Origin of the sequence: Streptomyces sp. NPDC048257, assembly GCF_043201855.1 — a bacterium.
Taxonomy (GTDB): domain Bacteria; phylum Actinomycetota; class Actinomycetes; order Streptomycetales; family Streptomycetaceae; genus Streptomyces.
Window position 1 is genome coordinate 40,168 of record NZ_JBICZI010000003.1, and the last position, 25,291, is coordinate 65,458.

Consider the following 25,291-nt stretch of genomic DNA (forward strand, 5'->3'; position numbering starts at 1 on the left):
GGCGATCTCGTGCAACTCCTTCGGGGCGAAGCGGCCGGCGCCGAAGGCCTCGGCGTACTCGCTGTCGCGGATGGTCTCCCACGCCTTGGCCCTGGCCTCCTCGCCGGGCCGCTTGGCGCGCAGGCGGCGGCCGCGCCGGCTGACGGCGCGCCCGCTTTGCGTGAACCCCGGACGGGATGATTCGAGTTGCGTGGCGGTAAGCCATGCACCAGCCTGGTATAGGGGCGCGACAGGGGGAGGGGGGATCCCTTGGGGGCGGAAATCACGCTACGTTGGGGGTAAGACATGGCTGAAATAAAATTCCGTCGCCTTCGCTGTGAGGGTGGCGGCAACGGGAATCGCTTCCTAGTGGGTGACATCGACACTGGTCACGTATCCCTAGGGGCGGGAACAGACCCAGGCGCGGTGTGGCGCATGAGGCCAGTCGGGGACGATGAGTGGACGCTCACGTGCTGGGAAGCATGGGGGCCCGACGACATTATCTTTCCGAACCCGACTGATGAAACTCGCTACCTCGACGGGAACGTCTTTAATGCCGAGGTGAAGCTCGTAGATTCCCAAGAATCCTCGGGAACCCGATGGTTCACTTCTAACGCGGGCGACTACATTTCCTTTACCTGCCTCGGTGACGGAGGTCCTGCCGATGCGCCGCGACTCCTCGACGGCTGGATAGACCAAGGGAGTGTGCAGCTTCGGCAAAGCTCGCCCCAGCTCACGGGCACGCGGTGGGCTCTCTTTGACCCTATCTAGGCGTACCCCGAGCCCAGTTCGAATGCCTGGATCAGCACCTCGGCGGCGGCGCAGTCGTGGCACGCGTCGTCGCCGGTCCTCATCAGGGCGTCGAGCGCCTGCATGGTGTGTGTCCATCTCCTTCCCGCCGCCTGCCACCTCCTCGCATTTGGTCTCGTGGACGACGGCTCCGCGCCGGTCTCCGGGAGCTGGAGCTTCCAGCCCGGCTGTTCCGGGAGCGGCTCGGCGGGAAGCCGGTGCGACGGGACCTCGGGGTAGTTCACCGTCCACATCGGCTCCATGAGGTCAGCCGTCACCAACACCGTGCACTCCGAGGGCTGCGTTCTCCCGCCCTCGACGGTGATGTACGCGGGCACGCCGACGCGCTCGCGCTGGCCTGCCAGTTCAAGGCCCACGCCTTGCACTGCCGGGTCATGTCGCTACTGGCCGTTCCGATCCTCCTACCGACGCCAATTGCATCGGATGCGAATAGGTGACGCCTGTCCTGGAGGCCGGCCCGGAATCGAGATGGAGCTGCTCTACCAGGGACGTTGACCTCGGCCTGGCACCCAACAACGGTAGCGGTGGCCACGATCTCTTGATGGGCGCTTCTCCATCGGGCGATTGAGCTGCGAAGACGCCCCCGGGTTCCGTCTGATGCGAAATTCTCGCGTCAGATGCGATAGACGGAGGGTGATGGCGGATGCATGGGGACGGTCCTGTACCGGGGTCTGCTCGACTGCACTTGGTCGACGGTCCGCCGCTGTTGCGGCCGGAGGAGCAGGTCGCCCGGAATCTCTCGCCGGGGTACATCGGCGATCAGGAGCGTACGGTACGGGCCTTCACTCGCCACGCTGATGCGATGCCGTGGCAATGAACGCCGCAGCCCGTCGACGAGTGGTCGGCCGACCTGCGAGCCGTGCCCGGCTGCGTCCGCTCAACCCTGCGCAACTATCAGGGCGCCGTGAGGCAGTTCTGCGACTTCCTGACGAACCCGGCCTACGGATGGACCGACGAGTGCCTGCGGCATTTCGACGCATCCGGTTCAGGTGGTTTACGAGTGGAACGCGGCCGCGCACGCGGATGAAGTGGAGGGCGAGCCGGAACGACGGGCCTTCACTCGGCCTGAACTGGAGGTGTTCTTCGACCACGCCGACGCAGAGGTTCTGCGCGTTACGGTAAGGGTCGCAAGGGCTGGCTGCCGGCGGCCTTTCGGGATGCCACCTTGTTCAAGACCGCGTACGCCTACGGGCTGCGGCGCAACGAGACCCGGATGCTCGACCTCACAGACTTCGGCCGTAGCCTGGCTTTGTAGCCGGGTTCAGAGAACGTCTGTTGTCCGGCAGCAGGAACACTCGCCTCATCCGGAAAGGGATGTCGCCGAATCCCGAGAACACCTCGGTGCTTGCTTCGGGACCGTGGTTGTGCTCACGTGCGCACCGCAACGGCCTTGGCAGGACCCACTCGACCCACAGCCCCACGCGGGATCGGCCGGACAAGTCCTGGCTAGTCGTCCACGGCCCCCGGGGCCAGGGCCCGGGACCGGAAACGCGAAGCGGGCCACGGCGCCCGACCACCAGACGCCGACGGCGAAGACGGCAGTGGCCTCCAGCAGGGCAGCGCGATCGAGCCCGCCGCAGGGCAGAGACGAGCAGTCCATGGAGGTGATGATCTCCGTCACCCGTTCGGCGGCGCCCGGCTGGTCGGTGCAGAACGGCACCGCCAGCAGGGCCCCTTCGAAGGCCGGCCGGTCCAGGGTCCAGATGCTCTCGTGGCACACCCCGAACGCCTTGACCACATGGGCGCCGGGGGCGGCGTCCGCGATGAGCCGGGCGACGGAGGTGGTGCCGCCCGTGGTCAGGGCAGGGCCGTCCTCGCCTGGCGACATGGGAACGGTGCAGTCGATCACCGTCCGCCCGGCTAGCAGGGGGGCCAGTTCCTTGGACAACTGCGGGGCGGCGTCCGCCGGTACTGCGATGAGTACCACGTCCCCGTGGGCCGCGGCCGCGGCGAGGCTGCCGTGCTCGGAGGCGCCGGTGAGCAGGGCGGTGTGGGAGGCCGCCACGGTGTCCCTACCGCCCACCCGAACGTTATGGCCGGCGCGTACCCAGGCCGCGCCGAGGGCCGTGGCCATCGCCCCTGTACCAAGAATGCCGATGCGCATGTGCTTGCTCCTGTCGGCGAGATGTGCGAGGTGTGACGGAAAGGACGCTAGGCGCGCCGATGCACACCACATGGTGTGCATCGGGCCGGGCAGGTGATCGCATGAGCGACGCGGCGGCTGGGGAATTACGGGCGCTGTCGGGGATCTTGTGATGTCGCAGGGCTGAGCTGGGCAGCCGCCGGTCGTTGAAGTCGCCGACGACGCTGACCTCACCGGCCGGATGTCCGGCGGGCAGGACACACGTGATCTCGGTCCGGTTCTTGCGCCGGGTGCGCTCCAGCACGACGATCTCCTCACGTCAGGGCAAGGGCTTCGCCATCCCTGCCCGCTGCGCCGGTGCCGACAGCACGGGACTGGGTTCTGTCTCCTTGGTCAACGTCGGGTCCAGATGAGGATGCCGGCGAGGTGGAGTGCGGCCTGGTCGGCGATGGCGAGCTCGTCGGTTCGTGTGGCCAGGCCGCGCCAGTGCTTGAGCCGGTTGATGCACCGCTCGACGGTGTTCCGCCGCTTGTAGACCTCCCGGTCGAAGCCCGGTGGGCGGCCGCCTCGCTCGGGGTCGCCGGTCGCTGATGATCCCTGCGATGACATACGCTGCCGCAAGGAGCGGCATGATCCGCACGGGGGAGCCGAGAGGTCGATGGCACAGGAGCCGATGACACACCGACGGGACGCCGGGTCGCCGGGGGGCGCTGCCGGTCGTACCTGGGACTCGACCTTGTCGGCCGGGGAGTTCGCCGCGGTCAAGGGGGTCGGGTTCGAGCCGGTCGGGCAGGTGCTCGGTACGGCCGTCTTCAACATCGGGTACGAGGGCCTCTGGGGCTGTCCGGGCGCCTGGACGGTCACGGACGGGGTCAAGGAGCCTTCCCCGCCGATGGGTTCATCCTTCGCCCCGCTGGTGGGGACGCTCTACGCGGCCCGTCGGCTGGCGCTGGCCCGAGCCGTGGCCGAGTGCCGCGCGCTCGGCGGCGACGGGATCGTCGGGGTGGACCTGCGGGTCGATGGATTCGCGTCACACACAGTGGAGTTCACCGTGCTGGGCACCGCGGTCCGGGCCCGGTCGAGGATCCGGCCCCGCGCGCCCTTCACCTCGCACCTGAGAGGCCAGGACTTCGCCAAGCTCCTGAACACCGGATGGGTTCCCACCGGACTCGCCTTCGGCATCGCGATGGAGACTCGGCATGACGACTGGTCCACCCTCCAGAGCTCCTGGACCGCCGGGAACCAGGAGGTCGAGGGCTACACCCAGTTGATCAGCCGGGCCCGTCAAGGGGCCCGTAAGCAGCTGGCGATCGACGTGGCGAAGCACGGCGCCGACGGAGTGGTCGTGGACGACGCGGAGCTGACGGTGCACGGGAGGGAATGCCCGGGCGTCGGCGGGATCGGGGGCGGCGCGTATGCGCGCGACCGTATCGCGGAGGCGGTCTTCGTCGGCACCTCCATCGCCCGGTTCGGCCGCTCCCGGCGGTCCGCCGGGCCCGAACCACTGACCATCATGAGACTGGAGCGCGAGCACTGACATGACAGAGCGAACGGGGATGACCGGGCGAACGGGACGGGAACCGGCCGGGGCAGCCGCGCAGCCGGTCGCCGAGGAGATATCCGAGGACGCGATGCGGCGGCTCGCGCAGCTCCAGCCGGGGGAGAAGGGCTCGTTCTTCACCTCGGACCTGACGGTGAACGAGTTCCTGCTGGTGCGCGAGGCCGGCTTCCGCCCGCTCGGACTGGTCCTCGGCTGCTCGGTCTACCACGTAGGCATTCAGCTCGGCAGGTGGACGAAGAACCAGGAGCTGACCAAGCTCTCCGAGGCCATGTACCACGCGCGGGATCTGGCGATGAGCCGGATGGAGGCCGAGGCGAGTGCGCTGGGGGCCGACGGGATCGTTGGGGTGCGGCTGGACATCGAATTCAAGGAGTTCGGCTCGGACATCGCCGAGTTCATCGCGGTCGGTACGGCGATCAAGGCCGACGGCGCGGACCCGGGACCGGGCGGGACCTGGCTCAACAACAAGGGCAAGCCGTTCACTTCGGACCTGTCCGGCCAGGACTTCTGGACGCTGATCCGGGCCGGGTACGCGCCGCTGGACATGGTCATGGGCTCGTGCGTCTACCACGTGGCGCACCAGCGCTTCGGCCAGGCGCTGAGCACCGCGGGCCGCAACGTCGAGATCGAACCGTTTACCCAGGCCCTCTACGACGCGCGCGGGCTGGCGATGAGCCGCATGCAGGCGGAGGGCAGGGCCCTGGACGCCGAGGGGATCGTGGCGGTCCAGCTCAGGCAGCACTCGCACAGCTGGGGATCGCACACCACCGAGTTCTTCGCCATCGGGACGGCGGTGCGGCCACTGCGCGAGGACCACGTCATCGACCGGCCGACCACGGTGCTGGGCCTCGATGCCTGAGCCCGAGCGGGAAGTGGAGCTGCTGGCCGCGGCGCTGCGCCGGGACAGCACGGACCTGAACCTCTACGTCAACGTGCTGTCGGCGAACCTGGCGGACTCGTTGCCACCCGGCGCCGTACGGATCAGGCGCAGGCGTTCCGTCGCGGAGCGGCTGGCCGGGCGCGAGGGTTCGGTCGCAGAATTGGACGTGGCCCTCGGGGATCAGCGGCTCTCGCTGCGGATGGACCGGGGGCAGGTGGCCGGGGAGATCAGCCACGAGGTACGGGGCGTCGTGCTTTCCCGCCGTCCCGCGGGCCTGGACGAGTGGATCGGCGCCCTGGCCCGGTCCCTGGCCGGAGCCGCGGCCTCGAACGCCCGTGCCCGCGAGACCGTCGAGCGCTTCCTGGCCTGACCCCCGCCCCCGCGGTCCGTGCGCTGGTACTGCCTCATCGCCACCGACGAGGGTGAGGCGGCCGGACTTCTCCACTCCTCGGCCCGCGCGAACTGCTCGTCGCCGAGCCTCACCCCGCATGTGGTGTGCGGGTGGTCGGGGTGCGGCCGGGAGAGCGATATGGCCATGTCGAGGTAGTGGCGGCCCGCTGCCAGCGCGGCGTCGAACAGGGGCATCACGAAGCGCGGGTCGGTGGCGTTCATCAGGACGTCGCAGCCGCGCTCGGTGAGCAGCCGGGTGACCGCAGCCTCGTCGGAGGCGTCGCCGCGGCAGGCACTGAAGCGCTGTTCGTCGCCGCCCAGGGCCGCTACGGCGGCCTGGGCGCGGGCCAGGTCGTAGTCGGCGACGACGAAGTGGTCGAAGAAGGCGCGGCGGGCGGGGATCCGGATGATCGCGCTCCCCACACCGCCGGCACTCACAAGCAGAACACGCACCTGCGGATGGTGCGGGAGCACGGCAGCGCGGGCCTGTCCGCCCGGCGGCTGGGCGCCGCCCTGGGGGCCGACCCCAGCACCCTGTACCGGTACTTCGACGGCATGGACGGCCTGACCCTGGCCATCGGCGAGGAGCTGATCGGCTGCGCGCTCGACGGGTGGGTCCCCACCGGGCAGTGGCGCGACGACCTGCGCTCACTCGGGCTGCGCATCCACGGCGCCTACCTCGCCCATCCGCAGGCCGCGCTGCTGACGGCGAGCCGGGTGACCGGCCGGCCGCGCGAGATCGCCGCCGACGAGGCGATCCTCGGCAGCCTTCGCGGCGCGGGGTTCGCGGACGCGGACGCCGTGCGGATCTACCACGCCTACATCGACCAGTCGCTGGCCTTCGCGGCGCTGGACGCGGGGCCCCTCGCCCTGACGGAGAAGGCGCGCGAGTCGGACGAGGAGAGGTGGGAGTCCACGTACGCCCGGCTGCCGGCCGACGAGTACCCGAACATCGCGGCCACGGCCGGTCTGCTGGCCGCCCGCATGCCCCACAGCGCCTACCCGGTCACCCTGGAGATGCTGCTGGATACGGCGGAAAGGCAGCTGGCAGACGCGGCCAGGAGGTCCGAGGGCAGGAAGTCCGGGGGCGAGGGGGCCGACGGCGAGGGGTCCGGGGGCGCGCCGGCCGCCCGGGGGCTGGGCGGAGAGCGGCGCGGCTGATCGGGCGCGCTTATGCCTACGCCATTGACCCTGGCCGCGACGCACGGGTTCCTGATCGCATGCACGCCTCGCGTCCTTCGCCCCGATGCTGCTCATCGCTTCCGCTTTCTACTACCTGAACCGGCCCGCCCCCGACTGCGGCGGGCCCACGGCTGGCCGGCTGGGCGGTTGGGGGATCGCCATACGCGTTCCGGTTCATCGGGGCCGGTCCCGTGATCGGGGTGGCGATGCCGGTCCGGCTGCTCGAGGAGGCGGTCGCGGACATGGCGGACCCCGCCGACTCCTCGGACGGAACGTCCGGGTTCGGCCTCGGCCCTCCCCTGGCCATCGCCCTCGGCCCGGGCCTCGTGGGACTGCTCGTGATACTCGCCCATCGAGCGGTGTCCGGGGTGTTCTGGGCGGAGCGCCCGGTCGCCTGTGAGGGCCCCGCACCGCATCCGGAAAGCACCGGGGCCCGGCCTGCCGGTCCCGCAGTACGAGGCGGAACGCGCGGTGGGTTGCGGGCCGAGGGCGATTGTCAGTGCCTCGCGAGAGGATCACTCTCATGACGAACCTTTCCGCCGTCGAGGCGCTGTCCAGCATGCCCATCGTGTCCAGCCGCTCCGCGTACGAGGTCGCGCTCGAGCGCCTGCGTGCGGCCTCGGGGGCGTACTACGCCGACGGCGACAGCCCGATGGACGATGCCACCTACGACCAGCTCCGGCTCGCAGTGCTGGCGTGGGAGACGGAGCACCCCGAGGACGTCGCCGCCGACTCCCCCACCGGGCAGGTCGGTGACGGCGCCGCCCCGGCCGGCGACGTCGCGCACACCACCCGGCTGCTCAGCCTGGACAACGTCTTCAATGCCGACGGGCTGGTGTCGTGGGGCGAGTCCCTGCAGCGCCGGCTGGGCCGTGCACCGGTCGGCGGGTTCACCGTCGAGCCGAAGCTGGACGGCGCGGCCGTGGCGGCCCGTTACCGGGGCGGACGGCTGGTGCAGATCATCACGCGCGGCGACGGCAGCAGCGGTGAGGACGTCAGCCACGTCATCGGGCAGATCGAGGGCCTGCCGGAGCAGCTGCCGGTGCCCGCCACCTTCGAAGTCCGCGGAGAGGTGCTCTTCACCCAGGAGCAGTTCGAGGCGGCGAACGCCGTCCGCACCGCCCACGGCGCGCAGGTCTTCGCCAACCCCCGCAACGGCACGGCCGGCACGCTGCGGGCGAAGGACCGCCCGTACCGGCTGACGATGACGTTCTGGACCTACGGCGCGGTCGGACTGGACGGGGAGGCCTTCCTGCCCGCCGGAGCCACGCACGCCGAGGTGCTGGCCGCGGTCACCCGGGCCGGAGTGCACACGACCGCGGACACCCCGGCCGGGCTGCACGTGGTCGACACACTCGCCGAGGCCCAGCAGAGGGTCGACGAGATCGCCGCGATGCGGGCCGGGCTGCCGTTCGGCATCGACGGCGTCGTGATCAAGGTGAACGACGCGGCCGAGCAGGAAGCGGCAGGACTGGGGAGCCGGTTCCCCTACTTCGCGGTCGCCTTCAAACTCCCGGCGGTAGAACGGCAGACCGTGCTGGAGGACGTGGTGTGGGAGGTCGGCCGGACGGGAGTGCTCGCCCCGACCGCCATACTCGCCCCGGTGCTGATCGACGGGTCCACGGTCACCCGGGCCACGCTGCACAACCCCGCCGACATCCGCCGCCGCGATCTCCACCTGGGCGACACCGTGACGGTGTACAAGGCGGGCGACATCATTCCGCGCGTCCAGGCCGCCGTGGTGCCGCTCCGCCCGGCCGGTGCGACGGAGGTGCCGCTGCCGCAGGAGTGCCCCCACTGCGGCGGAGAGATCAACAAGACCCAGGAGCGGTGGCGCTGCGCGAAGGGGGCGGCCTGCGCCCTCCCCGCCCTCATCGAGTACGCCGCCGGGCGCGAGATGCTCGACATCGACGGCCTGGGCAGAACGTACGTCAAGGCCCTGGTCGACGCCGGTGACGTGGTGGACGTCGCCGACCTGTTCGTCCTCTCCCTGGACCAGCTCACCAGCGCCTCCGGCAGCGCCAAGCGGGCCGCGAAGCTCGTGGAGCAGATCGAGGCGGCGAAGGCCCGCCCGCTTAGCCGCGTCGTCTGTGCGCTGGGCATTCTGGGGACCGGGCGCAGCATCTCGCGCCGCATCGCCCGGCACTTCGGCACGATGGACGCCGTCCGGCGGGCCGATGCCTTGGCCATGCAGGCCGTGGACGGCATCGGCCCGGAGAAGGCCCCGGTGATCGTGGACCAGATCGCCGGCCTGGCCCCGGTCATCGACAAGCTCGCCGCGGCGGGCGTCAACATGAACGAGCCCCAGGACCCCGCGGCGGCGCTGGACGCGGGGCCGCTCGCCGGCAAGGTCGTGGTGGTGACCGGGAAGATGGCGGGAGCGCTGGAGGGCCAGGGCCGGGATGCGATGAACGCACTGATCGAGAAGGCCGGCGGGCGCGCGGGCAGCAGCGTCAGCGCCAAGACCGCCATCCTGGTCTCCGCCCCGTCGGCGAGCGGTAAGCCGAGCTCGAAGGCGGTCAAGGCCGCCGAGCTCGGCGTGGAGGTCCTCACGCCGGAGGCCTTTGCCGAACTGGTCGCCGAATTCTTGGCGTGACCGGCCCGGGGGACGGGGTCCCGGCCCCGGGGCGGGGTCAGGACCGGCGACGGGGTCAGACGTCCAGAGGCTGCCAGGCCGGGCCGACCCCGCCCCCGTCCCCGTCCCCGCGGACGTGTCCGAACACCACGTCGGCGAAGTGGACGCCGAAACCGATGGTTCCGGGCTCCGCCAGCTCGGCGACGAGGCGGTGGCGGTGCTCGGCGGTCAGGGCGCCGTCGTGGTCGAAGCCCGAGGACCATTCCGGGTGGTCGATCTGGATCGGCGAGTGCAGGGCGTCGCCGAAGGCGATCAGACGCCGTCCGCCCCCGGTGATCACGTACTCGGCATGCCCGACGGTGTGGCCCGGGGTGATCCGTGCGCGTACGCCGGGGAAGACCTCCTGCCCGTCCGTGATCGTACGCACGTGCGGTGCGAGGGCCGCGACCTGCTCGTTCATGCCCTGTGCTTCCAGGAGGTCGCGCCGTTCCCACTCGGGTTCGGAGATCAGGTAGTCGGCGTGGGCGAACACGGGCCGGTCGCCGCCGGGCGCACGGTGGCAGGCCCAGCCGAGGTGGTCGGCGTGCAGGTGGGTGAAGGCGATCGCTTCGATGTCCTCGGGGCGGCGGCCGAGTTCGGCCAGGCTGCGCGTGAGCGCGCCGCCCCGGATCGTGGCGAGCGGGCCGTCCGGAGCCTCGTGCGTCTGCGGACCGAAGCCCGCGTCGATCAGCAGGGCCCGGTCGCCGTGCTCCACGAGCAGTCCGCCGACGCTCCCGACGAGGTGGCCCGTGGCGTCCAGGTACTCCGGATGTGCGGACCACACCTCCTCGGTGGTGTCCTGGAGCAGCTGCAGCGGCCGGAGCCGTACATCGCCGTCCGGCACGTACGAGACCTTCGTATCCCCCAGTCGTATGGAGCGGATTCCCGCCGGTCGGCGCAGCCGTACGTCCTGAGCCATCGTCACATCTGCCATGGATACATCCCTATGAATCGTCGTCAGGTGTCGCCGCACGTCTCTTCCCTCGGCGACGACGCTCACCATAAGCATCAAGTTCGAATCATTCAAGCTAGAAATGTTTCTGCTTGACGGATTTGTTAGAGTGGTGGCATGACGACGCCCCCGGAGCTGCAGGCCATCGCCGAGCGACAGCTGTGCGGCCTGGTGAACGGGCTGGCCCAGCGGATCGCCGAGCACGTACGGGAGCGCGCGGCCACTCTGGGCCTCACCGCGGCGCAGGCGACCGCGTTGCGGGAGATGAGCGGGCCGATGACCATGCGGGAGCTCGCCGAGCGGATGAGCTGCGAGCCCTCCAACACCACCTTCGTCGTCGACAAGCTGGAGAAGCAGAGCCTGATCGGGCGCCACCCGCACCCCACCGACCGGCGCGCCAAGCACCTCGTCCTCACCGCCGAGGGCACCGCACTGCGCGAACGCCTCCTCGCGCTCCTCGCCGTGGACTCACCACTGTCCGGGCTCACCCCCCAGGATCAGCGTGTGCTGCACGGCCTGCTGGAACAGGCCGTCACCCGCCGGTGATTCGGCGTCGAAAGCGGCGCAGTAGGCTCCCCAGCGGCGAGGTGTCAGGCGGTCAGCACTTTCGGATCCTGCCCGGACCCCGCCGTGAAGGTGACGCGGAACGCGCGTGAACGCGCCGCCCGCCCGACCACGGGAGACCGCAATGGCAACAGTGTCCGACCACTACGAAGACCTCCTCGCCGACCAGTACACCTGGATGCTCGGCGGGGACATCGCCTCCCTCGCCGAAGCACAGGCGGGCTTACTGAAGAGCCTCGGCGTCCTCCCCGGCGGGGAGGAGGAAGCAGACAGGCACGCGATCGACCTCGGCTGCGGCCCCGGCGTGCAGTCCCTCGCCCTGGCCGGGCTCGGATTCGGTCCCGTCACGGCCGTCGACACGAGCGGGAAGCTCCTCGACGAACTCACCCGGTACGCCGGTCAGGACGCGCCGATCCGCCCGCTGAACGCTGACATCCGCACCGCCCTTCCCCGGATCGCAGCTCCCGGGACGGCAGCTGTGATCCTCTGCATGGGTGACACCCTCCCCCACCTGCCCGCGCTCTCCGACGTACCGGCCCTCCTCGCCGACGTCCAGCGGGCCCTGGCTCCCGGCGGGCACCTGGTCATCACCTACCGCGATCTCAGCCGGCCCCTGGAGGGCACCGACCGCTTCCTGCCCGTGCGCAGCGACGAGAACCGGCTGCTGACCTGCTTCCTGGAGTACGTCGACGAGGACACCGTGATGGTCCACGACATCCTCCACACCCGCGTGGACGGCGAGTGGACCCTGCGCACCAGCAGTTACCCCAAGCTGCGGATACCCGCCGACCGGCTCGCCGCCCTGTGCCGCGAGGCCGGCCTGGACCTCTCCCATGACGCCCCCGGTGAACGGGGCATGCGCGTACTGCACGCCCGCAAGCCGTAGAGCCCCACCGCCTGCTCTGCCGATGGCGGCGCCGGACCCGGGACGTGATGTGCCATCACGTCCCGGCGTCCGGGCCCGGTGCGCCACCGGGGCAGGCCCGATGCCGAACGAATCCCGTCGAGGAAGTGCCGGAGCCGGGGATACGCTGAGGCCATGCCAGCCCTGAACACCCCCGCACCGGGCCCGCTGCGCCTGGAACCCGTCACCGCCGGCAACTTCGACGCGGTCTGCGCGATACGGGTACGCCCCGACCAGACCCACCTGGTCTCCCCCGTGATGAAGTCACTCGCCGAGGCGTACGTCCATCCCACGACCGCCTGGCCGCGGGCCATCGTAGACGGCAGCGAAGTCGTCGGCTTCATCATGGCCTTCCACGACATCGTCTGGGACCCGGCCGCCGACGCCGGCGACCGGCGCAGCGGCATCTGGCGCCTCAACGTCGACGCGCGCCACCAGGGCAAGGGCTACGGCCGCTTCGCCATCCACGCCGCCACCGAAGAGATCCGCGCCCGCGGCATCCGCGACGCGTACGTGAGCTGGCACCCGGGCGCGAACAGCCCGGAACCCTTCTACCTCGGCCTCGGTTTCCTCCCCACCGGCGAACTCGTCGGCGACGAACGCGTAGCCAAGCTCACGCTCGCCCCGGACAGGGCCGCCCGTCAGCCGTGATCGTGGCGGTCACTATGCTTTCGGGCATGCCCGCATCGAGTCCCCCGGTCCTGTCCCTCGACGAGGCCGGCAGGCTCCAGAGGCTGCTCCCGGCCGATATCGGGCCGGGCCTCAGCGAGCGCGAACTCGACGGGATCGAGGAGCGGTTCGGTTTCACGTTCGCGGTGGACCACCGCGTCTTCCTTTCCGCTGGGCTCCCGTACGGCTCGCGGAGCTGGCCCGACTGGCGCAACGGCGACCCCGCGGACCTCGCCGAGCGACTCTCGTGGCCGGTCGAAGGGGTGCTCTTCGATGTGGAGCGCAACGGCTTCTGGCATCCTGCCTGGGGCCCGAGGCCCACAGGGACATCCGCAGCGGTACGGCTCGCACGGGCCGAACTGGCGACGGCTCCCCCACTGGTTCCCGTGTACAGCCACCGCTACCTGCCCGGCACGGCAGGCGAATGGGGACACTCCGTACTGTCCGTGCACCAAACCGACATCATCTTCTACGGGAACGACCTCGCCGACTACGTCCGGCACGAATTCGCCGGCCGGGCGAGCAGCCTTCCCGCCCCGCGGTCGACCGTCGGCTTCTGGTCGTACTTCGTCAACTGCGGGCCGGGCACCGACGTCGATGCGCCCACGCCTCACACCCCGTACGCCGCCACCGCGCACGAGGCGGTCGAGTACCTGCGGATGCTGGCGCTGGAGCGCTTGATCGGCCGTCGGCACCGCCCGCACCACCTGATGGAAGCCGCGCTGGCGGCGCTGGTCCTCAACGTCGAGACGGAGTCCCTGGCGCTGCTCGCCGGCCTGACGCATGCCGAGCAGGAGAAGGCCGATGCGCTGTTCGACCGGGCACTGGCCGAACTGGGCCTGGTCGAGGGCCTTCCCGCCGATGACACCGGCCTCCCGTGGGAAGCGGCCCGCTGGGAGCTCGTGCGCTGGTGGCTCCGGCTGATCGTGAACGGCAGCACGGCTCCCGCGGCCGGTGGCGACGTCATCGTGTACGAAGGCTGGGACGCCCTGGCCCAGCCTCGGACTCTGCGGCCGCTGGTCGACCTCGTCGACGCGTACAACGGCTCGGATACGACCGGGAGCGACCGGCGTGAACTGTCGGCCGGAGCCATCGTCGCGGAGGCCGAGCGGCTGCTGGCCGGTCGCTGGCCGGTCAGACCGCGGTGAGGTGCACGCCTGCGATGCGGTTCGCGGAATCGAACTCGACTGCCGCCGTGCCGCCCCCCGGGAGGTCGGTGAGGATCCGGTTCCCGTCCTCCCACCAGGCCAGCGCGTGGTACTCCAGGTAGCCGGTGACCACCCTGCGGGCCGAGTGGCCGATCAGGCCCGCCCCCGTCACCAGTTCCCTCGGCAGCGCGATCGTGTCCAGAGCGGCCCGCGGAACCTGGGGGTCGTCCGGCAGGAAGTACACCTGCGTGTCCGGCCCCGCGGCAAGGCCCAGGTACCCCGGGGCCTCGGCCACGCCCATGCCCGCGAAGGCCAGCGTCTCCGCCGCGCGCCGGGGATCGGCGAAGCCGGACAGGTCCAGGACTTCCTCGGTGAACTCGGCGATCCCGTGCACCCGTCCGTACCGCTCGACCGCGCGGCTCAACGCCACCGCCTCGCTGCCCCGCAGCCCCGGGTTGGCCCAGCCCCACATCCAGGACCGCTCGCCGATGTCATAAGTGCCCAGGACGGAGATCCGCAGTTCCAGATCGCCCTGCCGGTACAGGCAGGACGGCAGGTCGGCCGTCCACGGGCCCTCCGGCATGAACGCGGTCAGGGCCTCGAGCTGCGCGGCGCCCCAGGCTGCGTGCCGTTCTGCCTCCAGGAGAAACGCGTCACTGAACTGTTCATTCACCATAGTCATGCCCATGACCCTATGAGGCCCTGTAGCGAAAGGAGATCTTGGGCTGTGAATGATCACGGTTCATGGGTCGGGGAGATCTCAGGGACGAACAGTGGGCGGCACTGGAGCCGCTGTTGCCGACGGGTGCCAGGGCGGGGCGGCCGCCCGTCCGGCCTCGGCGGCGGTTGATCGACAGCAGCGCTTCCGGGTCCGGACCGGTGTGCCGTGGCGGGATGTCCCCGTCGGGTACGGACCGTGGAGCCAGGTCCACGACCTGTTCCACCGGTGGCAGCGGAACGGCACCTGGCAGCGGATTCTCACCCGGCGCCAGTCCCTGGCCGACGCAAAGGGTGCGATCACGTGGGACTTGAGCGTCGACTCCACGGTCTGTCGAGCCCATCAGCATGCGGCCGGAGCCCGCAAACAAGGCGGTGGTGCGCGCCCTGGTGCGGGAACAGGACGTGGCCGTGCTCCCGGGCTCCCTCTTCACGCCCTCCGACGAGCGGTACCTGCGGTTCGGCGTCGCCGCACTGGAGGAGCGCCGACTCGGCGAACGGGGCGCACGATTACGGGCCTTCGGGGAGGCGCGCGGGGGCGCATGACCCCGCGGCCGACAGTGTCCTCGACCCCGGGAAGAGAAAAGGGGCCCGGCCCTCCCGAGTGGTCGCGGGAGGGCCGGGTCCGTGTCATGCGCGGCCGATCGCCGCCGTTCTCACCAAGGGCTCCGCACCCTGACGCCGAGGGCCCGGACGCGGTCCTGGGCCTGCGGGTCGAGCTTCAGCAGCAGGTCCTCGCCGACGACTCCGTCGCGCCGCCAGATGGTGCAGAGGGTCTCCAGACCCGCTTCGGCGACCTCCGGCTCCGCGTCGGCCGAGGTCTGCACCAGGGCTTCGACGACCGGCCTGCCCTGCAGTCCCGCGACCGCCTGTGCCATCCGGGCCCGCTGCTCCGCGGGGACCGCCGGGTCGGCGAGCGAGCGCAGCACGTCCGCCGTGTCGCGGGCGTCCTGGCAGGGCAGCACCCACACCAGGTACACGAGCTGCGCGGCGAGCACGATCAGGTACTGCAGTGGCACGAGCAGGGCCACGGGCAGCAGCAGGACCAGGGGCAGCACGATCAGCCAGCCGCCCCGGATCCGCGAGGGACCGCCGGTCGGCGGCTCGAACCGCCGACCGGCCAGCAGGACGAGTACGAACATGGTCACGACCGTCAGGAGCGGCACCACGATCAGCCCCGCTCCCAGCCCCGCGCCGAACGACGCCCAGAAGGGATCGTCGCCCAGAACGGGCAGCACCAGGGCCGCGGCCACCCAGCCGAGAGCGGCGCTCAGGACGTAGCGCTGTAGGCAGACCCACAGCCATCTTCCCGTACTCATGGCAGCTTCCTCATCTCAGCAGCTCTTCGTACAGGTGCCATTAACCCACGTCCGGTCGTCACGGTCCTCGGAGAAGAGGCCGTCGAGACCGTCGCGGGCATCGTAGCCGCTGGTATGGGCCATGCTGTCGTGGGCGATCCACCGAGGCTTCTGGTGCTTCCGGTCCTGCACGACCTCCATGTCCGGATACGCGTTGCCCGCGCGGCTCACGGACACGGAATCTTTGGTGGGCATGACGTTCAGCCAGTTGTCGACCGATCCGACCCACATGACCGGCCACGCCGTGCACGCTCACCTTCAGGGCCCGTCCCGCCAGTGAATGGAGGTGGCCTTCCCGTCCTCGCTCACCAGTCCCGGCCGGCGGTCAGCACCTCCGCATCCGCGTCCGTGAACCCGTATGCCGACGCGACAAAACAAAACTCGTCGCAGATCCACTCGCGCGCGACCGTCTCGATCCCGCTCCCAGCCGCCACGAACTCCCTGTCCAGCAGGTTGAACTCCTCCGTCGCAGCCTGGGTGAGCCCATACAGGCTTTCCAGATCCGACGGCTGCTCGGCCTCAACGCGCTCGCACAGCCGCAGCAGGACCGCCCTCCCCTGGTCGACTACGTCATCAGGGAAGTACGGGTCGTCGTACATCTGCCGCAGGAACGCGTGTCCCGCTACCTGCTGGTTTGTGATCGGCATGACGCTTCCCTACCTCGGAGAATGGCTGGCGCGCCGATCATGCACAGCACCACTGACAACGGCGCCACCGGGCGCGCGCAGTCCTGGCAGCGGAGGGTGAGACGGACCCGGCGCTGCCGGAGGTCTGCATGGTCCATGCGGAGTGAGCCCGACGGCCTGCCTCGGGGGAAGATGACACCGTGAATGGAGAAAGCAACTACCTGACCGTCGTCGCGCCTCTGTGGCAGGAGCACCGGTACGCTCCTTACCCTGATGGACTGCGCCGTAAGGACCTGGCGGGTATCGGCATGGTGGAACTCGACTTCTACACCGCCGGATGCGTGTCCGCCTTCCTGCACAACGGCGGATCTCTCGACGCAGAGCGCCACAGGATCCTCGACGATTGCATCGCCGACCTGGATCAGGTTCTGCCACTGATCAACGAACCGGACGATCTCGCCTACTTCCAGCGTCTGCGCCGGCTGGCTCAACTCGTCTCGGATTCCGTTCCCAACTCCACCCCATGAAAAGACCTCTTGGCCCGGCCGGCCCACCAGTGGCTCGGCCAGGACGACCACCCGGCCTTCCTCGGCCAGGTCGCTCCTGCCCCTCCCTGTCCGACAGCATGGGGATAAACCCGGTGACAGCGCCGTGGACGGGGAGAAAGACTCGCGGTATGCGCGAACGTGTCGAAGATTCCTCAGGCTTGGTGCTGCGTAGGTGGGCCACGCGCGATGTGGCATCAGTGATGACGGCGTTCGCGGATCCCCTCATGCGTGAGCAGACCAACGAGCCGGTCACGACAGTGCAGGCCGCCGAGCGGTGGATCGCCGATCGCGGCGCCGAGTGGGATGCGGGCTCTGCCTTCGCCTTCTCCGTCGTCGACGGCGACGGCTACGACACCGCGCTCGGACACGTATCGGTCGGCGCGGCGAGTCGACGGCACTCCGTGGGCTGGGTCTCCTACTGGACCACACCGGCGGCCCGGGGCCGGGGCGTGGCCTCTCGTGCCTGCCGGGCTCTCGCTCTCTGGGCGTTCCGCGAGGCCGAACTGTTCCGGCTGGAGCTGGGACATCGGGTGAACAACCCCGGTTCGTGCAGAGTCGCTCACGCCGCCGGCTTCGCCGTGGAAGGGCTGCAGCGCCAGAAGCTCGCATACGGCGGTAGCCGATACGACGTCGAACTCCACGCCCGTTTGGCGACAGACCCGGAGCCCCTGCGGCTCTGATACGCCGATCTGTCAGTACGCGATCTTGTAGGTCACGTCCTTCGGGACCGGGGCAGGCGCGGTGTCCGTGTAGACGAGCCGGATCACGGTGTAGCGCTGGACGTCCCGGTGGTCCGGCCAGGGCTCCGGACTGCTCAGGGTGACCGTCACCGGGTAGGACCGGAAGCGGCCCGCCGCGCAGTAGGGCTTGCAGTCGTTCACCATGTCCGTGCCGGTGGCCTTCGCGGCCTGCGGACCCCAGGTGTTCCAGCGGAGGCCGACGAGGCGGTTGTTGCCGTCCCCACAGGCCAGCAAGTACTCCTCCGGGCGGATCTGACCCTGTGAGAAGCAGTCGACGACCACGACCTGCTCCGGCGCGGGCGCCGGCGCCGATACGGTCCGGGTCTGCGCGGAGGCGGGGACGGTGGCCGCGGCGAGCGCCGCCGTTGCACACAGCAGGGTGGCGGTGCGCAGTCTGGACCGGAGTGCGTGAACGGGTCGGCCGTCTGCTGATGTATCCACGAAGCCCTCCTCGCCCGTGCGCCCACCGTCGGCGCGGCGGATATGCCCAGCTTCCCCCATATGGGCGGGCCTCGCACGCGCAGGAGCACTCGGTACTGGCCTCGTGATCGCGATTCCGGCCCCGTGACCAGCGGCTGACCGGATAATGGGGAGGAACCGAGTGGCGCGGCGGACGGGCGGCCCACGCGGACCGACCAGGGGGACGGATATGCAGATCGGGGTGTACCTCGCACACCCGCGGCCGGGTAGCTTCAACCACGCCGTGTTCGATGCCGTTGTGGACGGGCTGCGGGGCCGGGGGTGTCGCGTCATCGCGCACGACCTCTGTGCCGAGCAATTCCCGGCGCTGCTGTCCGCCGAGGAGACCGGCACGGTCGATTCGGCGCCGCCGGCCCACGACGCACAGGTGGCGCTGCACCAGAGGGAGCTGGCCACCCTTGATGCCATGGTGTTCGTCCACCCGAACTGGTGGGGTATGCCGCCCGCGGTCCTGGCGGGCTGGGTCCAGCGCGTACTCGCGCCGGGGGTCGCGTACAAACTGGGTACGGCGGACGGGGAGCCGGCGCCGCTCCTGAAGGCCACCAGGGCGCTCGTCCTGAACACCTCGGACACTCCTCTCGACCGTGAGGAGGCGGAGTTCGGCGACCCGCTGCAGAGGATCTGGGCGGCATGTGTCCTCCCGTATGCGGGGATCACCGACGTACGACGCACGGTCTTCCGGACGGTCACCGACTCCTCCGACGAGGAACGGGCGGCATGGCTGGATCAGGCGCGTCGGCAGGCGGCGGCGCTCTCGGCCTGACCGTGGTGCGACGGTCAACGGCGAGGACGGTGAAGAGTTCAGCGGCCGGGCGGGCGCCGCACATCGCGGCGGCGCCCCGGCTCCGCTGCGGCGGCTGACCGTCCCAAGATCCCATCAAGGTCAAACAGTGTGATCATATTGCGGCATGACCACGAGGACTCTCCACCTGCTCTGCTCCGCCGCCCCGCCCGTCTTCGACGTTGCCCACGTCATCGAGGACGCCCAGGCCCGTGGCTGGGACGTGTGCCTCGGCCTCACCCCCACGGCGGCCCACTGGCTGTCCGAAAGCCTCGACGGACTCGCCGCACTCACCGGCCACCCGGTCCGCTGGCAGTACAAATTCCCAGGCCAACCCGACGTTTGGCCTGCCGCCGACGCGCTCCTCTTCGCTCCCGCCACCTTCAACACCATCAACGCCTGGGCCCTCGGCCTCACCCACAACCTCGTCGTCGGCCTCGCCGCCGAGGCGACCGGCAACCGCACCCCCGTCATCGCGATGCCCTGCACCAACACCGGCCTCGCCGCGCACCCCCAGTTCGAAGCCTCCCTGAACACCCTGCGCAGCGCCGGGGTCGAACTCCTCCACGGCGAAACGGGCTACGCGCCGGACCCCGCCGCCCCCGACGCCCCGCTCCACTTCCCGTGGCCGACCGCCCTTGCCGCTCTCAACGCCCTGAGCCGCCCCTCCCCGCTGGCGTAGAGCGCGGGGCCGCGGCCACGGGCCGGTGTGTCAGCGCAGGTCGAGCCGCATCAGGACGCGGGGGTGGCCGGCCAGCACCGAGGTGGTGTCCGCGGCGTGGACGAACCCGGCGCGCTCGAAGTTCTTCCGGATCCCGGCGTACGCCATCGTCAGGTCGACCTTGGCGGCGCCGTTGTCCAGGGGGTAGGCCTCGACCACCGGTGCGCCGTGGGCGCGGGCGAAGTCGACCGCACCGGCGATGAGGGCGTGCGAGATCCCCTTCCCGCGGTGGCCGGGGCGTACGCGGATGCACCACAGCGACCAGACCGGTAGGTCGTCGACGAGCGGGATCCTGTGACTGCGTGCGAACGAGGTGTCCGCACGCGGCGCCACGGCGGCCCAGCCGACCGGTTCGTCACCGTCACCGTCACCGTCACCGTCACCGTCGTACGCGAGCACCCCGGGCGGGGGCTCGCTCCCGCACAGCCCGGCCACGTACTCACCGCGTGCCGGCCCGCGCAGCTCGTTGTTGAGCTTGGACGGGATCCGGTAGCTCAGGCACCAGCAGACGTTGGCTCCGGCCGACTTCGGTCCGAGCAGGAGACGGACGTCCTCGAAGACCGAGGCCGGGCGAACGCTGATGACCATGGCTACCACGATGCCACGACGTGACCGGAGACACCGTTCGACCTACCGGCGTCCTTCCGGCGTCCTTTCCGGTGGCCTTCCCGTCGGCACTGGCAGGTCGAGCAGGATGGACGTGCCGCCCTTCTCCCGGCCACGTCGCCGGCCCGCAAGTGGTTTCCGGCGAGCCGGCCCCGTACCGGCCGGTTCCGGCCAACCTGTCGTCCGGCTCCGCCCCGGAGCCCCGCGGCACCCGCACACGATCAGCGGCCACGGCAAGGGAGCCGCCGCCACGAGGTCGGCCAGATCCAGCTGCTCCGGCCGTCGGGCTGCGCTCTACTCACTCCCTCCAGTTCCCGCGACCGCGCACCCGCCCCTCCGCTCACCGCGGAGCCGGGCTTCTCCGCCATGCGTCGCGAGCGGGCGAACCGGCCTCCGACACCACCCAGTTGAAGGAGACGCAGCATGACCGAGCCACAGACCGAGAACCAGAAGACCGGCGCACCGCCCCCCGCACCACCCGCCCCGCCGGAGTTCAAGTACACCTGGGGCCAGCACAACGAGACCATGGAGGCGCTGTCGCTCGGGCAGATGGCCCGCCGGGTCCCCTCCGCCCTCCGGCAGACCGCGCGGCTCGCCCTCGCCGTCAACCGCACCGCGTTCCACGTGCTGGTCGCCGCCCAGATCCTCGGCGGGATCTGCACGGCCGCAGCGCTCACGGCGATCTCGCGGGCGTTGGTCCCGCTCCTCACGGGCGACGGTGTCCAGGAACGGATCTCGGCGGCGGCCTGGCCGCTGGTCGTCGCGGCCGCGATGACGGCGCTCGGCGCGCTGGCCTCCATCGCATCGGGCAGCGCGGCCCGCCGTCTGAATCCCGGTATGGCCACCCTCGCCGACCTCGCCATGGTCGACGCCCACATGGACGTCGAACTCGCCGCCTACAACGCCCCCGACTTCACCGAGCGCTCCGAGGCCGCCGAGACCGGATCCGCCCGCTCCGCCATGCTGCTGCAGGACGCCCTCGGCTTCACCGGCGGCCTGATCGACATGGTCGCCGTGGCCTCCGTCCTCGCCGTGGTCCACCCCGTGCTCCTGCCGCTGCTCCTGCTGTCGGTGATCCCCCGCGGTCTCGGGTCGGTCTACGCCGCCCGCCTCGACTACCGCCTCCACAACCAGACGATCGCCTCCCGCAACATCAAGCACATGATGCGCTGGCACCTGACCACGCCGAAGCTCGCCGACGAGCTGCGCGGCAACAGCATGCGGCCGTACGCCCACCAATGGTACGCGGCCGTCTGCGAGCGCATCGATGCCCGGATGGTCAGCTCCGCGCCCCGCTACCTCACCGTCTACCTGATCGCCGCCACCGCCTCGGGGGTCTTCGTCGTCGCCACCTACGGGGCCCTGGCCGGCCTCGTCGTCGGCGGGTACATGGCGATCGCCGCCGCCGGTACGGCGATCGTCGCCATGCGGACCTCCACCGCGGCCCTGTCGCAGCTCGTCGTCTACGGGGCGGCCATGTTCCAGCACGCCCTCTACCTCGGCGACTACACCGCCTTCGTCGCGGAGGCCGCCGAGAAGTCGGGCCCGCGCGGCCCGCAGGTGATGGAGGCCGCACCGGAGAAGATCCGCCTGGAGGAGGCCACGTACACCTATCCCGGCAAGGACGTCCCCTCGCTCGGGCCGGTCTCCCTCACCCTCTCCCGGGGCGAGGTGATCGCCGTCGTCGGGGAGAACGGCGCGGGCAAGTCCACACTGATCCGGCTGCTCACCTCGCTGACGGTCCCGACCTCCGGCATCGTCGCCTGGGACGGGGTGCCGACCGCCGACGCCGACCAGCGCACCGCCTGGCGGCACGTCGGCCTCGTCACCCAGTCGTACGGGTACTGGCCCTTCTCCGCCCGGGAGAACATCACGCTCGGCCAGCCCGGCCCGCGCGGCGAGGAGGCCGTCTGGGACGCCCTGGACGCGGTCGGCATGCGGACGACCGTCCAGGAGTTCCCGAACGGCCTGGACACCCTCCTGGCCCGCTCGGTCTGGGGCGGACACGAGCCCTCCGGCGGCCAGTGGCAGCGCCTGGCGTGCGGGCGCGCGTTCCACCGGAGGCCGGGTCTGCTCGTCATGGACGAGCCGACGTCGGCCATGGACCCGCGCGGGGAGCACATGGTCTTCTCCGGACTGCGGGACATGAAGGACGACCGAATCACGGTGATCGTCACCCATCGGATGGAGAACTGCCGCCTCGCCGACCGGATCGTCGTCCTCGACGCGGGACGGATCACGGAGCACGGCACGTATGAGGAACTGGTGCGGCTGGACGGCTCCTTCGCCGAGCTCGTGCGGCTCTCCCAGGACCGTTGAGGTCCTCCCCGCCCGCAAGGGCGGGGATGTCAGTGGGACCGTCTAGCCTGCATCACATGATCGAAGGGGTGTTCGCCGCACCGGCAACGGGTGCGCTCACAGACCAGGTTGCGGCCGTGCTGGCCGACGGCCGTGACCCGGGCGTGGAGACGTTCGAACGCGTGCTCAACGCCGTGGTGGGTCACAGTTTCCGGGACCGGGAGGCACTGGCCGCGGCGCTGGGCTCCGTCCCGCGCAAGTTCACGATGAAGCCGGACCCACAGGTGCGGTGCCTCGCGGGCATCGTCGGCGCCGCGGTGGGTCCGGTACGGGCGGACGAGCCCTGGGAGAAGGCCGGGGCGGGCTGGCTCGAACTGTGCCAGCACGTGGCGCCGGACTACATAGCCGGGGCTCGCGTCGGTGAGGTCACGGCGCGGTTGCGGGCTGGTGATCCCGTGCCGTTCCTGCTGTCCGTGCCGAGCAGCCCGACCGGCGCGGTGGGGCCGTACGACCTGGTCGAGCGCCTCGCGCAGTACGCGCGCCTCGGCGTCCGGCCGGGACCGGCGGATCTGGGACAGGCACTGCTGCGCGTCGGCGGCCGGGTGGATCCCGAGGCCGTGCGCGCCGCGGAGAAGCTGGAGCTGCCGGAGGGGGCCCGGGTGGCCGCCTGGCTGCGGCAGGGCGGTCTGCCCCACCCGACGTGGTGGCGGGAGCGCGAGGCCGGTGAACCCGAGCGTCCCAGCAGGCGCCGGGGCGCACGGATCGGCCGCCGGATCCTGGTGGGCCACGAGGCGATCGAGGGCCGCGGCGCCTTTCCCCGGCGCTTCTGGTCGCTGTTCCGGAAGTTCGAGCCGCACCTCTCCTGTCCGCACTGGTCCCTGCCGGACTACCGGGACGCCCACACGGTCGCCACCCTGCCCTGGCACCCGGAGATAGCCGCGGCCCGGCTCCTGACGGGTGTGGCCTCGGCGGCCGACCAGGACGGCAGTGGCGCCCCCGCCTTTCTCGGGGCGCTCGCCGCGACCGACGGCCCGGCCGGACCCGCCGTGCACCTGGCCGTCGCCTACGGACTCGCCTCCGTCCCCGAGCCCGACCGGGAGGCGGCCGTGCGGGCGCTGGTTCGGCTGGACTCGAGGGGCCGGCTGGACGGAGCGCTGCTGGGCCGGGAGCTCACCGAACTCGTCGGGCTGGGCACGCTGAAGGTGCCCCTGCTGACCGGGTCACTGCGGGCGGCGGCCGCCACGCCGCGGGGCGCCGGGGCGGTCTGGGCCGTCCTGGGTACGGCGCTCCCCGGCCTGCTGGCCTGCACCCGGCCGCAGGCGCACGGGGCGCTGCTGGGGGTCGCCGCGGATGCCGCCCGGCTCTCGGGTGCGCGCGGTGAGCTGCCCGGGATATCCGCTCTCGCCGGGCGAACGGGATCGTCCCAACTGCTCAAGGAGGCACGGCGGCTGCGGGACACGCTGGCCGGACTCTGACCGGGGGACGACGGTCGGCGGCCGGGCGGGCGGTCGGCGGGCGGTCGGCGGCCGTCAGCCGTGCTGGTGTTGTTCGGGAAGCCGGCTGTCCGGGTGCACCCACAGCAGTACGTTGTCGGGCCGCTCGTCGCCGAAGAAGGCGAGGACGTCCTGGTCCGAGTGGCGCAGACTGAAGTGGGTGAGGACGAAGAGGGTGGCCGGGTGGGCCTCGACGACGGGCTTCAGCCCGCTCCAGACGGTGTGTCCGACCCGGTCGGCGCGCTCCCGTTCGGCGTCGTCGAGGTAGGTGCACTCGGTGATGATCACCGGGTACTCGAAGAGCCACGGGTTGTCCTCGAAGACGCTCACATGGGTGTCGCCGAGGAAGGCGAACAGCGGTCTGCGCACCTCTCGTTCGACCTCGGCGCCCTCCTTGCGGCGCTGCGCGAGCACACGGCCGAACTCGGCGCCCCGGCCCTGTTCGGCGAGGCCGCGCCGCAGTTCCTCGTACTCGGGCAGCAGTGCCTTGCGGCGTTCGGAGAAGGCGTAGCCCACGCACGGCACCTTGTGGACGCACTCCACGACCCGTACGTGGTGGCCGCGGCGGCCGAAGGTGAACTCGTCGCCGCCGCGCACCCCGTGCAGTCGGCAGTTCGCCGCGAGGCCGGGGTCGTAGGCGGTCCCGTGGTTCAGTTCGGCGGAGGCCCGCAGGAAGGTCTCCACGTACGGGAGCGCCGCGGCGGGCGCGTGGATGTCGACGCCGTCGGGCCGGGCCGCGAGGTGGTCGAGGTCCTTGGAGTGGTCGTGGTGGGTGTGGGTGAGGAAGACGGTTTCCGTCTGGCGGCCTTCCGCCAGTCCGGCGTCGAGCGCACAGCGCAGTTCGGGGATGTGGAAGAAGGTCTTGTCGTTGGCGCGCGAGTAGCCGGTGAGGGTGAGCTCGGTGCCCGGGATGCGCCAGGTCTTCCACTGCCGGAACGGATGTCCTCGGTCCAGCCGTTCGGGGTGGGCGGCCGTCCGCGAAGGGGCCGGTGTCATCGGTGCCTCCGTGGGACCGTCATGATCGGATGAAGGCCCGATCGTAGCGGGCGGCGCCCCGGCACGGCCCCTGGATTTCGGGGGCGCGAGGCGCGGGGCCACCGCCTCACGGATCGTCATCGAGCGTGCCGGGTGGGGCGTACGGGCCGCCGGCGGCATGGCTTGCGGTACCCGTCCTTCCCACCCGCCCC

General features: G+C 70.9%; 25 protein-coding genes and 4 pseudogenes. 17 read left to right on the plus strand and 12 right to left on the minus strand.

What is annotated here, in order from left to right:
- Positions 1–746 precede the first annotated feature (746 nt).
- The 3 genes and pseudogenes from ACGFZK_RS07600 to ACGFZK_RS07610 all read right to left on the minus strand — a co-directional run.
- Positions 747–1,145, minus strand: coding sequence for a hypothetical protein (locus tag ACGFZK_RS07600; RefSeq protein WP_393847934.1), 399 nt, complete (start codon positions 1,143–1,145; stop codon positions 747–749).
- Positions 1,146–2,089: 944 nt separating this feature from the next.
- Positions 2,090–2,974 carry an NADPH-dependent F420 reductase gene (locus tag ACGFZK_RS07605; RefSeq protein WP_393847935.1) on the minus strand — a complete coding sequence of 295 codons (885 nt, stop codon included), beginning with the start codon at positions 2,972–2,974 and terminating at the stop codon, positions 2,090–2,092.
- A gap of 291 nt (positions 2,975–3,265) precedes the next feature.
- Positions 3,266–3,442, minus strand: a pseudogene (locus ACGFZK_RS07610) (IS5/IS1182 family transposase); the annotation flags it as partial.
- 103 nt (positions 3,443–3,545) lie between these two features.
- Between ACGFZK_RS07610 and ACGFZK_RS07615 the strand changes: the two are divergent.
- The 3 genes from ACGFZK_RS07615 to ACGFZK_RS07625 are packed head-to-tail and all read left to right on the plus strand — an operon-like array spanning position 3,546 to position 5,683.
- Positions 3,546–4,409 carry a heavy metal-binding domain-containing protein gene (locus ACGFZK_RS07615; protein WP_393847936.1) on the plus strand — a complete coding sequence of 288 codons (864 nt, stop codon included), beginning with the start codon at positions 3,546–3,548 and terminating at the stop codon, positions 4,407–4,409.
- 1 nt (position 4,410) lies between these two features.
- Positions 4,411–5,292 (plus strand): heavy metal-binding domain-containing protein, encoded by an 882-nt coding sequence (locus ACGFZK_RS07620; protein ID WP_393847937.1) that lies wholly within the window; start codon positions 4,411–4,413, stop codon positions 5,290–5,292.
- Entirely contained in the window at positions 5,285–5,683 is a 399-nt protein-coding gene (locus tag ACGFZK_RS07625; RefSeq protein WP_393847938.1) for a hypothetical protein, read from the plus strand. The genes ACGFZK_RS07620 and ACGFZK_RS07625 overlap by 8 nt, the downstream gene beginning before the upstream one ends.
- 38 nt (positions 5,684–5,721) lie before the next feature.
- On the opposite strand, the pseudogene ACGFZK_RS07630 reads toward ACGFZK_RS07625, so the two are convergent.
- Positions 5,722–6,156, minus strand: a pseudogene (locus ACGFZK_RS07630) (saccharopine dehydrogenase NADP-binding domain-containing protein); the annotation flags it as partial.
- Between ACGFZK_RS07630 and ACGFZK_RS07635 the strand changes: the two are divergent.
- Positions 6,040–6,756: pseudogene (locus tag ACGFZK_RS07635) on the plus strand (TetR/AcrR family transcriptional regulator); the annotation flags it as partial. The pseudogenes ACGFZK_RS07630 and ACGFZK_RS07635 overlap by 117 nt on opposite strands.
- A gap of 652 nt (positions 6,757–7,408) precedes the next feature.
- Entirely contained in the window at positions 7,409–9,481 is a 2,073-nt protein-coding gene (ligA, locus tag ACGFZK_RS07640) for an NAD-dependent DNA ligase LigA (protein WP_393847939.1), read from the plus strand.
- 55 nt (positions 9,482–9,536) lie between these two features.
- Here ligA and ACGFZK_RS07645 read toward each other — a convergent pair whose 3' ends face one another.
- Positions 9,537–10,433 (minus strand): MBL fold metallo-hydrolase, encoded by an 897-nt coding sequence (locus ACGFZK_RS07645; protein ID WP_393847940.1) that lies wholly within the window; start codon positions 10,431–10,433, stop codon positions 9,537–9,539.
- Positions 10,434–10,568: 135 nt separating this feature from the next.
- Between ACGFZK_RS07645 and ACGFZK_RS07650 the strand changes: the two genes are divergently transcribed.
- The 4 genes from ACGFZK_RS07650 to ACGFZK_RS07665 all read left to right on the plus strand — a co-directional run bounded on the left by ACGFZK_RS07650 (position 10,569) and on the right by ACGFZK_RS07665 (position 13,736).
- Entirely contained in the window at positions 10,569–10,997 is a 429-nt protein-coding gene (locus ACGFZK_RS07650; RefSeq protein WP_393847941.1) for a MarR family winged helix-turn-helix transcriptional regulator, read from the plus strand.
- Positions 10,998–11,139: 142 nt separating this feature from the next.
- The gene (locus tag ACGFZK_RS07655) at positions 11,140–11,901 is read left to right on the plus strand and encodes a class I SAM-dependent methyltransferase (RefSeq protein WP_393847942.1); all 762 of its coding nucleotides are present in this window, start codon (positions 11,140–11,142) and stop codon (positions 11,899–11,901) included.
- Positions 11,902–12,054: 153 nt separating this feature from the next.
- On the plus strand, positions 12,055–12,570 hold the full coding sequence (locus tag ACGFZK_RS07660) for a GNAT family N-acetyltransferase (protein WP_393847943.1): 516 nt from the start codon (positions 12,055–12,057) through the stop codon (positions 12,568–12,570).
- A gap of 26 nt (positions 12,571–12,596) precedes the next feature.
- Complete coding sequence (locus tag ACGFZK_RS07665; protein ID WP_393847944.1) at positions 12,597–13,736, plus strand: hypothetical protein; 1,140 nt, start codon at positions 12,597–12,599, stop codon at positions 13,734–13,736.
- On the opposite strand, the gene ACGFZK_RS07670 is transcribed toward ACGFZK_RS07665, so the two are convergent.
- On the minus strand, positions 13,723–14,418 hold the full coding sequence (locus ACGFZK_RS07670; RefSeq protein WP_393847945.1) for a DUF6882 domain-containing protein: 696 nt from the start codon (positions 14,416–14,418) through the stop codon (positions 13,723–13,725). The genes ACGFZK_RS07665 and ACGFZK_RS07670 overlap by 14 nt on opposite strands.
- 49 nt (positions 14,419–14,467) lie before the next feature.
- Here ACGFZK_RS07670 and ACGFZK_RS07675 point away from each other — a divergent pair.
- Together ACGFZK_RS07675 and ACGFZK_RS07680 are read left to right on the plus strand one after the other, a co-directional pair.
- Positions 14,468–14,659 (plus strand): annotated as a pseudogene (locus ACGFZK_RS07675) (hypothetical protein); the annotation flags it as partial.
- Positions 14,660–14,801: 142 nt separating this feature from the next.
- Positions 14,802–14,999, plus strand: coding sequence for a hypothetical protein (locus ACGFZK_RS07680; RefSeq protein ID WP_393847946.1), 198 nt, complete (start codon positions 14,802–14,804; stop codon positions 14,997–14,999).
- A gap of 110 nt (positions 15,000–15,109) precedes the next feature.
- On the opposite strand, the gene ACGFZK_RS07685 is transcribed toward ACGFZK_RS07680, so the two are convergent.
- The 3 genes from ACGFZK_RS07685 to ACGFZK_RS07695 form a co-directional block, all read right to left on the minus strand.
- Positions 15,110–15,772 carry a hypothetical protein gene (locus tag ACGFZK_RS07685; protein WP_393847947.1) on the minus strand — a complete coding sequence of 221 codons (663 nt, stop codon included), beginning with the start codon at positions 15,770–15,772 and terminating at the stop codon, positions 15,110–15,112.
- A gap of 15 nt (positions 15,773–15,787) precedes the next feature.
- Entirely contained in the window at positions 15,788–16,006 is a 219-nt protein-coding gene (locus ACGFZK_RS07690; protein ID WP_393847948.1) for a hypothetical protein, read from the minus strand.
- 110 nt (positions 16,007–16,116) lie between these two features.
- Positions 16,117–16,458, minus strand: a complete 342-nt coding sequence (locus tag ACGFZK_RS07695) for a DUF5713 family protein (protein WP_393847949.1) — start codon at positions 16,456–16,458, stop codon at positions 16,117–16,119.
- Between the two features lie 179 nt (positions 16,459–16,637).
- Here ACGFZK_RS07695 and ACGFZK_RS07700 point away from each other — a divergent pair, with 179 nt between their 5' ends.
- Both ACGFZK_RS07700 and ACGFZK_RS07705 read left to right on the plus strand, forming a co-directional pair.
- Entirely contained in the window at positions 16,638–16,964 is a 327-nt protein-coding gene (locus tag ACGFZK_RS07700) for a hypothetical protein (protein ID WP_393847950.1), read from the plus strand.
- 149 nt (positions 16,965–17,113) lie between these two features.
- Complete coding sequence (locus tag ACGFZK_RS07705) at positions 17,114–17,665, plus strand: GNAT family N-acetyltransferase (protein WP_393847951.1); 552 nt, start codon at positions 17,114–17,116, stop codon at positions 17,663–17,665.
- Positions 17,666–17,677: 12 nt separating this feature from the next.
- Here ACGFZK_RS07705 and ACGFZK_RS07710 read toward each other — a convergent pair whose 3' ends face one another.
- Positions 17,678–18,166 (minus strand): hypothetical protein, encoded by a 489-nt coding sequence (locus tag ACGFZK_RS07710; protein ID WP_393847952.1) that lies wholly within the window; start codon positions 18,164–18,166, stop codon positions 17,678–17,680.
- Between the two features lie 208 nt (positions 18,167–18,374).
- On the opposite strand from ACGFZK_RS07710, the gene ACGFZK_RS07715 reads away from it, so the two are divergent.
- Both ACGFZK_RS07715 and ACGFZK_RS07720 read left to right on the plus strand, forming a co-directional pair.
- Positions 18,375–18,968, plus strand: coding sequence for an NAD(P)H-dependent oxidoreductase (locus tag ACGFZK_RS07715; protein ID WP_393847953.1), 594 nt, complete (start codon positions 18,375–18,377; stop codon positions 18,966–18,968).
- 145 nt (positions 18,969–19,113) lie between these two features.
- Positions 19,114–19,668: a flavoprotein gene (locus tag ACGFZK_RS07720; protein ID WP_393847954.1), complete on the plus strand. Its 555-nt coding sequence runs from the start codon at positions 19,114–19,116 to the stop codon at positions 19,666–19,668.
- A gap of 30 nt (positions 19,669–19,698) precedes the next feature.
- Here ACGFZK_RS07720 and ACGFZK_RS07725 read toward each other — a convergent pair whose 3' ends face one another.
- A complete protein-coding gene (locus tag ACGFZK_RS07725; protein WP_393847955.1) occupies positions 19,699–20,295 on the minus strand; it encodes a GNAT family N-acetyltransferase in 597 nt (198 codons plus the stop codon).
- Positions 20,296–20,736: 441 nt separating this feature from the next.
- On the opposite strand from ACGFZK_RS07725, the gene ACGFZK_RS07730 reads away from it, so the two are divergent.
- Both ACGFZK_RS07730 and ACGFZK_RS07735 read left to right on the plus strand, forming a co-directional pair.
- Positions 20,737–22,632 (plus strand): ATP-binding cassette domain-containing protein, encoded by a 1,896-nt coding sequence (locus tag ACGFZK_RS07730; RefSeq protein ID WP_393847956.1) that lies wholly within the window; start codon positions 20,737–20,739, stop codon positions 22,630–22,632.
- Positions 22,633–22,688: 56 nt separating this feature from the next.
- Positions 22,689–24,086: a hypothetical protein gene (locus ACGFZK_RS07735; protein WP_393847957.1), complete on the plus strand. Its 1,398-nt coding sequence runs from the start codon at positions 22,689–22,691 to the stop codon at positions 24,084–24,086.
- A gap of 54 nt (positions 24,087–24,140) precedes the next feature.
- Here ACGFZK_RS07735 and ACGFZK_RS07740 read toward each other — a convergent pair whose 3' ends face one another.
- Positions 24,141–25,100: an MBL fold metallo-hydrolase gene (locus ACGFZK_RS07740; RefSeq protein ID WP_393847958.1), complete on the minus strand. Its 960-nt coding sequence runs from the start codon at positions 25,098–25,100 to the stop codon at positions 24,141–24,143.
- Positions 25,101–25,291: the final 191 nt, after the last annotated feature.